This window comes from Butyrivibrio hungatei (assembly GCF_001858005.1).
GTDB lineage: Bacteria > Bacillota > Clostridia > Lachnospirales > Lachnospiraceae > Butyrivibrio > Butyrivibrio hungatei.
On sequence record NZ_CP017830.1, the window covers coordinates 83,225 to 91,776 of the forward strand.

The following is an 8,552-nucleotide window of genomic DNA, read 5'->3' on the forward strand; positions in this document are numbered from 1 at the left end:
ATAAACTTAATTTTATCGATAGGAGGTGCACTAAAAATGTATCGATACGAGGAACCTATTTTCAGGCTGAGAAGTTCAAGCTATGGCAGTAACTATTGGGTATTTCACAGCAGAAAACTTCGGAGAAGAGTAGCAGTATTTTCTAACCTTGAATATGAGAATATTCTTACTCTTGAGATGAATCCTGATGTGGAGTGGTACTGTGAATATCCTTTGGAAACTACTGTCTATATAGGAGGGAAGGAGTCAAAGGTTCTGTTCAATGCATGGGTAAAATATAAAGACGGAACAGAAGAATATCAAGGTGTTGCATATCTTTGCAGTTCTGATGATAGTAAGGATCATGTGAAGGTTGCCTGCCAGTCGGCGTGGTGCTTACAGAATGATGTCAATTTTGTATTCCGAAACGAAAAGAATATTGAAATAGGACCTTTCTATATCCGAAATATATCGCTTCTTGCAGCCAGGGCCAGAAGATTCACAGCTTGTGGAGTAAATGCAGACAGGATCTTCCTAAGTTTTATCCAGGCAAAAAGGCATATATGTATCGGTGAACTTGAAAAGATGGGGCGCCTAGAAAAGTACAGAGCGCTGGATTATATTTCAGATCTGTACTATAGAGGATTGGTCACACTGAGCAATATGAATACAGACTGCATCTCTGCAGATACGGAGGTGATCTCCATTGGCTAATAAAAAATATAATATCGAAGAACTCCGCCAGGCAAGGAGCATGTGGGCTGAACCGCTTATCAATACTGTCCCTGAATCTAAAAGAAGTAGGTATATGCTAAATAAGCAGGCTGTAGATATGTACATAGATGGCGAATCTGTAAAAAAGATTACTGAAATGACAGGTATCCCCGGTTCGAGGATGGTATCGCTGATAGAAAGATGTCTTTCTTCAAATGATGCAGGGAATATTCTTGGATATCATGGCCTTTTAACAGGAAGTAAACCCTTTAGAGAAACGAGATCAGGACATGGCAGAGAGTTTGATCAGCTTCTGGAGAAGTATCCTCAATTGAAAGAGTTCATAATAGGGTGTTATTTTGGTGACAGGAAATATACGCTTGTCAGGAACATGAACATAACATCACTTCACAGGTTATTTCTTAAAGAATGCCGCAATCTTGGCATCACAGAGTGGCAGTACCCATTTACTACAGAAAACCGTGGATATGTCAGCATGTGTGCCTACGTCCATAAACTTGAAGCTGATAACATTTCTTTAAATGCTAGAAGATTTGATAAAAATACTGCCCAGAAGCTTGCGTCTACAGGGATTGGGCACAGGCTTACAGTCAATCCGGTGGCTCCTTTTGCTACAGTACAGATTGACGGCCACATCATAGATATCGAATATGTAATTGATGTACCCAATACAGACGGCACTGTTAGCAAGGTTGTTGCTACAAGGGCGTGGTTAATAGCCGTGATAGATATAGCAACAAGATGTATCCTTGGATATTCCCTTTCTCAGGAATTTAATTACGACCAGTATGATGTCATGGATGCTATTAAAAATGCCATCATACCGAAAACTCTGCTGGATCTGACCATCGAAGGACTTCAGTATCCATCTAATGGCGGTTTCTATTCAACCGCGTTTTCTGATTTCAAATATGCAGTCTTTGATTCAATAATGCTGGATAATGCAAAATCGCATCTGTCAGCATACACGGTAGGAAAACTTGTAGATGAGCTTGGCTGCTGCGTTAACTATGGATCTGTTGCAACTCCCGAAACAAGAGGAATTGTTGAAAGATTTTTCGGAACGCTAGAGTCCAGAGGATTCCATATGCTGCCATCAACAACCGGGTCAGATACCAAAGATCCTGTCAGAAAAAACCCTGAAAAAAATGCAATAAAATATGATGTCACATATGAACAGATGACCGAACTGATAGATGTTCTCATAGCTGAGTATAATAACACACCCCATAAAGGGGTAGATGGACTTTCACCCTTAGAGTGCATGAGCTGCAAACTGTTTCAAGCAGGGCTTTACCCATATGTGGCTGACGAAGATATGATCATATCAGTCATAGAACGTCTGAACATGAGGATGGACAAACGCACTGTCAGAGGTAGGGCAGCACATGGCAAACACGCATATATTCAGTTTATGGGTACTGAGTATCGTAGCAAGATACTCTCTGCCACTGAACTCTACCTTGGACAGTCACTGACCATCCTTTATGACCCCAGGGATATTTCCAGTATTGAGGCATATGATCAGGATGGCAGATATATAGACACGCTTAAGGCAAGTGGGGAATTCGGTACAAAATCACATTCCGTCAGGACGAGAAAGAATGCCCTGAAGCTTGCCAGAGAGCGTGGGAGATCAAAACTAATATTTGATACACCGATAGATGCATATATATCAAGCCTTGATGTCAAAGGAAAGAAAAGCCGGAGAAACGCTACCAGGGCAGATATAGTCAGACGTGAGATTAGCAAGGGCATAGCAGCAGAACAGCAAAGTGATAATACATTTAACCTGGAGACTGTACGTAAAAAACAGGAAACTGGGGCTGTACTAAGATATGAAGATATTAAAGGTCTTTCACCGGAAGACCTTTATACGTTGATGTTCCAAAGCAGAAAGGAGGGTTAATGCGTGTATTCTACAAAAGAAGCTGTATCAGCTAATAATATATCAGAACAGTTCATATCACAGATGACTATCCGCTATCTTACTTCCCGTAAGCTTGTATTTCCGACTAAGAGCATCCTTGATGAAGAACGGAGAATCAATTCATGGCTCGGCATAGGAGCTTGTGGGAGTATTACTTATGGAAGAGCCAGGATAGGCAAGACGGTGTGCATGAACTATGTAGCTGAATCCATAAGAAATCAATATGGGAGCCGTGAAATGGTCATTATATGGAATGTGACTGACCACCCCGAAACTGAGAGAAACTTCTATGCCTCGATACTTATGGCTATGGGCTATGAATGTCCCAGATACAGTACCGCACTAATACTAAAAGAACGAGTTCTTAATGAGCTTATATTACGTGCTCACGAGACCCCCTTTAAGAAAGCAGTCATGTTCATTGATGAAGCCTGGAAACTAAGGGAAAAGGATTTTTACTGGCTTATGGATTTATATAACAATCTTAGCGGAAAAGATATCCAGTTATCTGTGTTCATGTACGGGACAAGGGAACTTAAGGATCTTAAGCATTCCTTTAAACTTCAGGGCAAAGATCAGATAGTTGGACGTTTCATGATCAATGAAAGCCAGTTCTTTGGTATACAGGATCCCAAAGAGCTCCAGTTCTGCATGGCTTCGGTAGATAAACTTCATGTTTGCATTACAGACTATGAAATATTATCGGATGGACTTGTGGATTTTTATTTTCCTTACGCAGATGGTAAGACCTTTTTTGATATCAGCAATGACTTCTGGGAAGCATTTCAGAGTGTAAGGATCCAAAAGAGGATTGCGGCAGAAGATATTCCCATGAAATATTTCATAGATTCACTGGTGATCTGCCTCAATAAGCATGGAAAACTGGGAAGCAGTCCAATTGCATTCCCTACGAGAAAGGAACTTGAAAGTTGTGTAGCGCTTTCGGGCTATGGTGAATCAGATGATGAATACACTAAATAAAGAGGATTTACTTTTTTCCAGAAAATACAGATGGGATAAAAAATGGGTGAGACCTTATGAATCCATATTCAGCATTCTTGCAAACTTTTGCAGGGTCAACATATGTTCAAGTAAACATGCGCTCAAAATGCTTGGAGCTGAAGCGACCAACGAGAAGAAATATATAGAAGGATTTCAGATGGATGGACATTGCAGAAACAGTTTAGAAACAATCGAGTGCCTTAATAAAATTTTGCCCCAGTGGTATATAGACAAAATGGAAATCTTTGCGCATATGGATTATAACACTGCAAGATCTTATTTTGGTACATATCATATGCGAATATGCCCCAAATGCCTGAAAGATGGATATCATAGCATAATCCATCAGTTCCATTATGTAAAGACCTGCCCTTTCCACCCGGGAACAGGGACGGATGGGAGATTTGTTTTTGAACATAATTTTTATCACGCTGAAGGAATCAGATGCAGTCCGTATGAGAAAGGGACAGGATTTAATGCTTATTTATTACCCCTTCCTTGTTGCAGGACTAATCCAAATGACTTTTATGATACAGATGTGATCAATAGATCTTTTGAAAAATATGGGAAAGTGTACACTTCAAATATAAGTTATCTTTATTCACCTATTCTTTCTAAAGAAGCAGATAAAACGCCTATAATATCGAAAATGTATGTTGATCGACGCCCGGAAACATATAATTGTTTTCAAGCGGGTTTCTTCACGTGGTTTAATCAGCAGAATGTAGTATATAACCCATTTGAGCGCATAAAGAAGTTCTTCCGTATTATGCCTGCAGAGTATGACTCTTATGATATGGTTGACTGCTTTTTATTCGCAAAATATATGTCTATCATAGGCAAGGGCATTTTCTCACTGTCAGAAAACGATGTTAACACCTTACATTACGTGGACAGTATCCGTGATTCGGATATGACACTGCTCGCAATATGCTTCACATGGATAATGCAGGGCTTCGAAGAGCCCAGTGATGCTATCAGCGCAGCCTGCCTTGGACACAACATCCGGCCTGTAATGCAAAGAAATTTACGGTCATATACTCTGGAAGATGTTACTTGTGTAGGTGGGATGCGTTTTTACGAAATTGGCGAATCTGAAGCAGATAAAGTTTATCTTAAACTTTTCATCATGTCAGATATGATAGATGACCTATGGATCCAGTTCAAGAAATCAGCAACGTCTACAGGCGGAGTATATATATCTGATCCATGGAACACACTAATAATACCGACATATCAGGTATTGTATCTGAAACATGAAGATATGTATGAAATAAGGAAATGCTAGCTGTTACTCTGTTGGAATTGACGAGGTAGGGCTAAAGTGTTATATTGTAACTAGAAAATAGTTGCAAGAGGAATTACTGTGCCAAAGAAATCAAAATTACTAGAAAAATTACTGTCAAAACCCGCACCTACAAGTTTTACAATAAGAGAACTGGACGCACTTATGAAGCAATGTGGCTGCGAAAAGTTCGAGGGCGGAAGAGGATCAGGAATAGGCTATTATCATGTTGAAACAAAGCGCATCCTTCAATTTGACGGTCCACACCCAGGCAATGAGCTGTACAGGTATCACGTAAAGATGGTCATAGCATTTCTTAAGGAAGTAGGTGAGATAGAATGATAAGTTCACTGATGGAATACAATGGATATCATGCAAAAGTAGAATTTGACCAGGAAGATCAGATATTCATAGGTCACGTTCTTGGCATCAATGACTCTCTGAATTTTCATGGAGAATCAGTAAAAGAGCTTACACAGTCCCTGCATGATTGTATAGATAATTACCTTGATTACTGCCAGAAGATAGGAAAAGATCCTGAACGAGAATTTAAAGGCTCATTCAATGTTCGCATTAAGCCTGAGCAGCATAAGAAAATTGCATTATATGCTGCCAATGAAGGAATCACAATAAACCAGTTTGTATCCAGAGCTATTGATGATGAACTGGACATCCTAGAAGGTTAGCCCAAAGACGCAATATTTTTGTTAATTCGCCGATTCGAGAACTGATAACTAAAGATGGATTTTATAATGGAAAGGCCTTGATGACAAGGCTTTTCTTTATTTGTTTCAACTATTAAAAAATAAGGGTATGAAACCTTTTCTGAGCAAATTAGATATGATGAGTTTAAAAAAGTTGTGGAGAAAATTAGGACATTATAATCTGTAGAAGTGATTCATTTCGCTGATTAGATTTCAGTTAAAACTGACTAAGACAAACTAAAGATTTAGGGGCTGAACTAAGTGATAACTATTAAAGAATCAACATATGATGATATCAAGAATATACAAAACCTGTGGGCAGATGAAGACGTCATGCAGTATATCTGGCCAGGAGGATTGCATGAGACAGGGGAAGCAGTACGAGAATGGTTAGATAGATTCATATCTGCAAGACCAAAGCAAAATCATTATTCAATTTTTGAAGATGGCAAATACTGCGGTGAGACTCAATATCGTATTGATTCGGAAACTAAAAATGCTTCTTTGGATATTAAGTTATTTGAATTTGCCAGGGGCCGAGGGATTGCAACGCAGGCGCTACTATACTCTATTCAAGAAGCTTTTAAACAAGGAGCTGAAAATCTGTGGGTTGATCCCCATCCAGCTAATGCCAAGGCAATAAATTTGTACCGTAAGTTGGGATTTATTCAGAAAGAAATGCCTGAGTATGTTATTGCTTTAGGAGAAGATCCTTCTCTTTATATTTACATGGAACTGGGTAAAAAAGAATTCAATGATAAGTTTGAAAAATCTTGCGGGGCAATAGTATACACTATAGACGGTGGAGTAATAAAATATCTTTTAGTTGAGGAGATGAGCGGATCTCACAGCTTTCCAAAAGGACATATGGAAGAAGGCGAGACTGAAATAGAAACTGCGCTTCGTGAAATAAAGGAAGAAACAAATCTGAAAGTCGAGTTAGACACTGAATTTAGAGCAAGCGAACAGTATACGCTTTCAGAAAAACCTGGAGTGACAAAGCAGGTAGTTTATTTCCTTGCTAAGTATAAAGACTCATCTCCGAGCATAACAAGACCAGACGAGGTCAAAGCTCTGAAGATTCTTAAACTTGAAGATGCTATCAATACCATAGAGTATGATAACAAAAAAGAGATGCTTAAAAAGGCTGATAGCTATCTTAAGAGTAAGGCAGAGAATACTTTTTAAATTTCAGTATATATGACAATAGAGAGGTTGATATGAATTTTCTATTTGTAGCACTTGGTGGTGCCTTGGGTGCAGTAGCGCGATATGCAATAAGTCTGATTCCTGTTAAGACTTATTTTCCGATATTAACTCTGATTACAAATATCCTCGGTGCCATACTAATTGGATTCGTTGTTGGAATTACCAGTAACCGAGAAAGTGTATCTGATAATACCATTCTTTTCTGGAAGACAGGGGTGTGTGGAGGTTTTACCACATTCTCTACATTTTCCCTTGAAGCTTTTAATTTGTTTGAGAAGAAACAATATATGAATGGCGGATTATATGTGGTACTGAGTTGTTGTTGCTGCATATTTGGAATTCTATGCGGAAAGAAACTTGCGACGATAATAAAACTTTGAATTTCAGGATAATGAAATAAGCAAATCGGGATTAGTGGAGTAGAACATGGATAAAAAAAGGGCTTTGTCTGGCGCCATAATATTTATAACCCTGATGGGAATCGTAAGTCTGTTTTCGGACATGACTCATGAAGGCGCCAGAAGCATATTGGGCGAATATCTGAACCTCGCAGGGGCATCCGCTGCAACCATCGGATTTGTGTCCGGTATAGGAGAATTGTGCGGGTATTCACTAAGGCTCATATCCGGATTTATAGCAGATAAAACGAAGAAATACTGGACATTTGTTATCACAGGCTATGTAATACAGGCTCTGGCGATTCCTGCACTGGCACTCGTACCTGAACATGGCTGGATTTGGGCCTGCGGTCTTGTGATCCTGGAGCGTATCGGAAAAGCGATAAAAAAGCCTGCCAAAAACACATTGGTAAGCTTTGCGGCAAGCGAGATCGGAACCGGAAAAGGCTTTGCCTATCAGGAGTTTCTGGATCAGCTTGGCGCGTTTCTCGGACCGGTACTGCTTTTTGTAACAGCTCTTGTAAAAGGTACAGACGACCTTTTTACAACATATAGAATCTCTTTTGCGATACTGCTTGTTCCTGCAATGATCACCATAGCTCTTGTTTTGACAGCAAAGATAAGATACCCTGATCCGGAGATCTTTGAAAAGCAGGAAGATAAACCGGCAAGCTTTGAATTCAGGAAGTCATTTGTTCTGTTCATGGCGGCCATCTGCTTTTTTGCTTTTGGCTTTGCAGACTTCACCCTGATCACACTTCATTCGGCTAATACCGGAGCATTTAATGAATCCATGCTCAGCCTGCTATATGCTGGGGCAATGGCTGTGGATGCCTTTGCTGCACTATTCTTTGGCTGGCTTTATGATAAGGTCGGGCTGAAGGCTCTGATCATTTCCACACTATGCAGCACATTCTTCTCATATTTTGTTTTTATGACTGGAAATGCCTGGTTGATCGGAGCTGGGATAATTCTGTGGGGGATTGGAATGGGTGCGCAGGAAAGTATTATGAAAGCAGCTGTCAGCGGAATCGTCCCGCGTTCCATGCGAAGCACCGGTTTCGGAATATTTGAGACAGGATTTGGTATTGCGTGGTTTCTGGGCAGTTGGCTTCTCGGTGCCCTGTATGATTTGAATCCTGTGTATCTTGTCACTGTGTCTGTGGTATCACAGTTTCTGGCGATTGCATTTTATGTTTTATGCCTCCGGTGCAATAAGACAGAGTGCTAACAATTCCAGTTTGCTGGAATGAGCATTATATCCGAATTTTATGTTCTATTGGTGCTAAGGGAATTCCGGGGTCAAGCTT

9 protein-coding genes are annotated in these 8,552 nt (G+C 40.0%); all 9 read left to right on the forward strand.

Annotation, left to right across the window (positions count from 1 at the left end; all coding sequences use genetic code 11):
- Positions 1-36 precede the first annotated feature (36 nt).
- Positions 37-693 (forward strand): PDDEXK family nuclease, encoded by a 657-nt coding sequence (locus tag bhn_RS00405; protein ID WP_071174852.1) that lies wholly within the window; start codon positions 37-39, stop codon positions 691-693.
- Positions 686-2,623, forward strand: coding sequence for a Mu transposase C-terminal domain-containing protein (locus bhn_RS00410; protein WP_071174853.1), 1,938 nt, complete (start codon positions 686-688; stop codon positions 2,621-2,623). The genes bhn_RS00405 and bhn_RS00410 overlap by 8 nt, the downstream gene beginning before the upstream one ends.
- Positions 2,624-2,626: 3 nt before the next feature.
- Entirely contained in the window at positions 2,627-3,625 is a 999-nt protein-coding gene (locus bhn_RS00415) for an ATP-binding protein (protein ID WP_026519358.1), read from the forward strand.
- The gene (locus bhn_RS00420) at positions 3,609-4,934 is read left to right on the forward strand and encodes a TniQ family protein (RefSeq protein ID WP_161487272.1); all 1,326 of its coding nucleotides are present in this window, start codon (positions 3,609-3,611) and stop codon (positions 4,932-4,934) included. The genes bhn_RS00415 and bhn_RS00420 overlap by 17 nt, the downstream gene beginning before the upstream one ends.
- A gap of 78 nt (positions 4,935-5,012) precedes the next feature.
- Positions 5,013-5,273, forward strand: coding sequence for a type II toxin-antitoxin system HicA family toxin (locus bhn_RS00425; protein WP_022762335.1), 261 nt, complete (start codon positions 5,013-5,015; stop codon positions 5,271-5,273).
- Positions 5,270-5,617 carry a type II toxin-antitoxin system HicB family antitoxin gene (locus bhn_RS00430; protein ID WP_026498728.1) on the forward strand — a complete coding sequence of 116 codons (348 nt, stop codon included), beginning with the start codon at positions 5,270-5,272 and terminating at the stop codon, positions 5,615-5,617. The genes bhn_RS00425 and bhn_RS00430 overlap by 4 nt, the downstream gene beginning before the upstream one ends.
- 279 nt (positions 5,618-5,896) lie before the next feature.
- Positions 5,897-6,823 carry a GNAT family N-acetyltransferase gene (locus bhn_RS15335; RefSeq protein ID WP_013282472.1) on the forward strand — a complete coding sequence of 309 codons (927 nt, stop codon included), beginning with the start codon at positions 5,897-5,899 and terminating at the stop codon, positions 6,821-6,823.
- A gap of 32 nt (positions 6,824-6,855) precedes the next feature.
- Entirely contained in the window at positions 6,856-7,224 is a 369-nt protein-coding gene (gene crcB / locus bhn_RS00440; RefSeq protein WP_013282473.1) for a fluoride efflux transporter CrcB, read from the forward strand.
- A gap of 46 nt (positions 7,225-7,270) precedes the next feature.
- Positions 7,271-8,473, forward strand: a complete 1,203-nt coding sequence (locus bhn_RS00445; RefSeq protein ID WP_071174855.1) for an MFS transporter — start codon at positions 7,271-7,273, stop codon at positions 8,471-8,473.
- Positions 8,474-8,552: the final 79 nt, after the last annotated feature.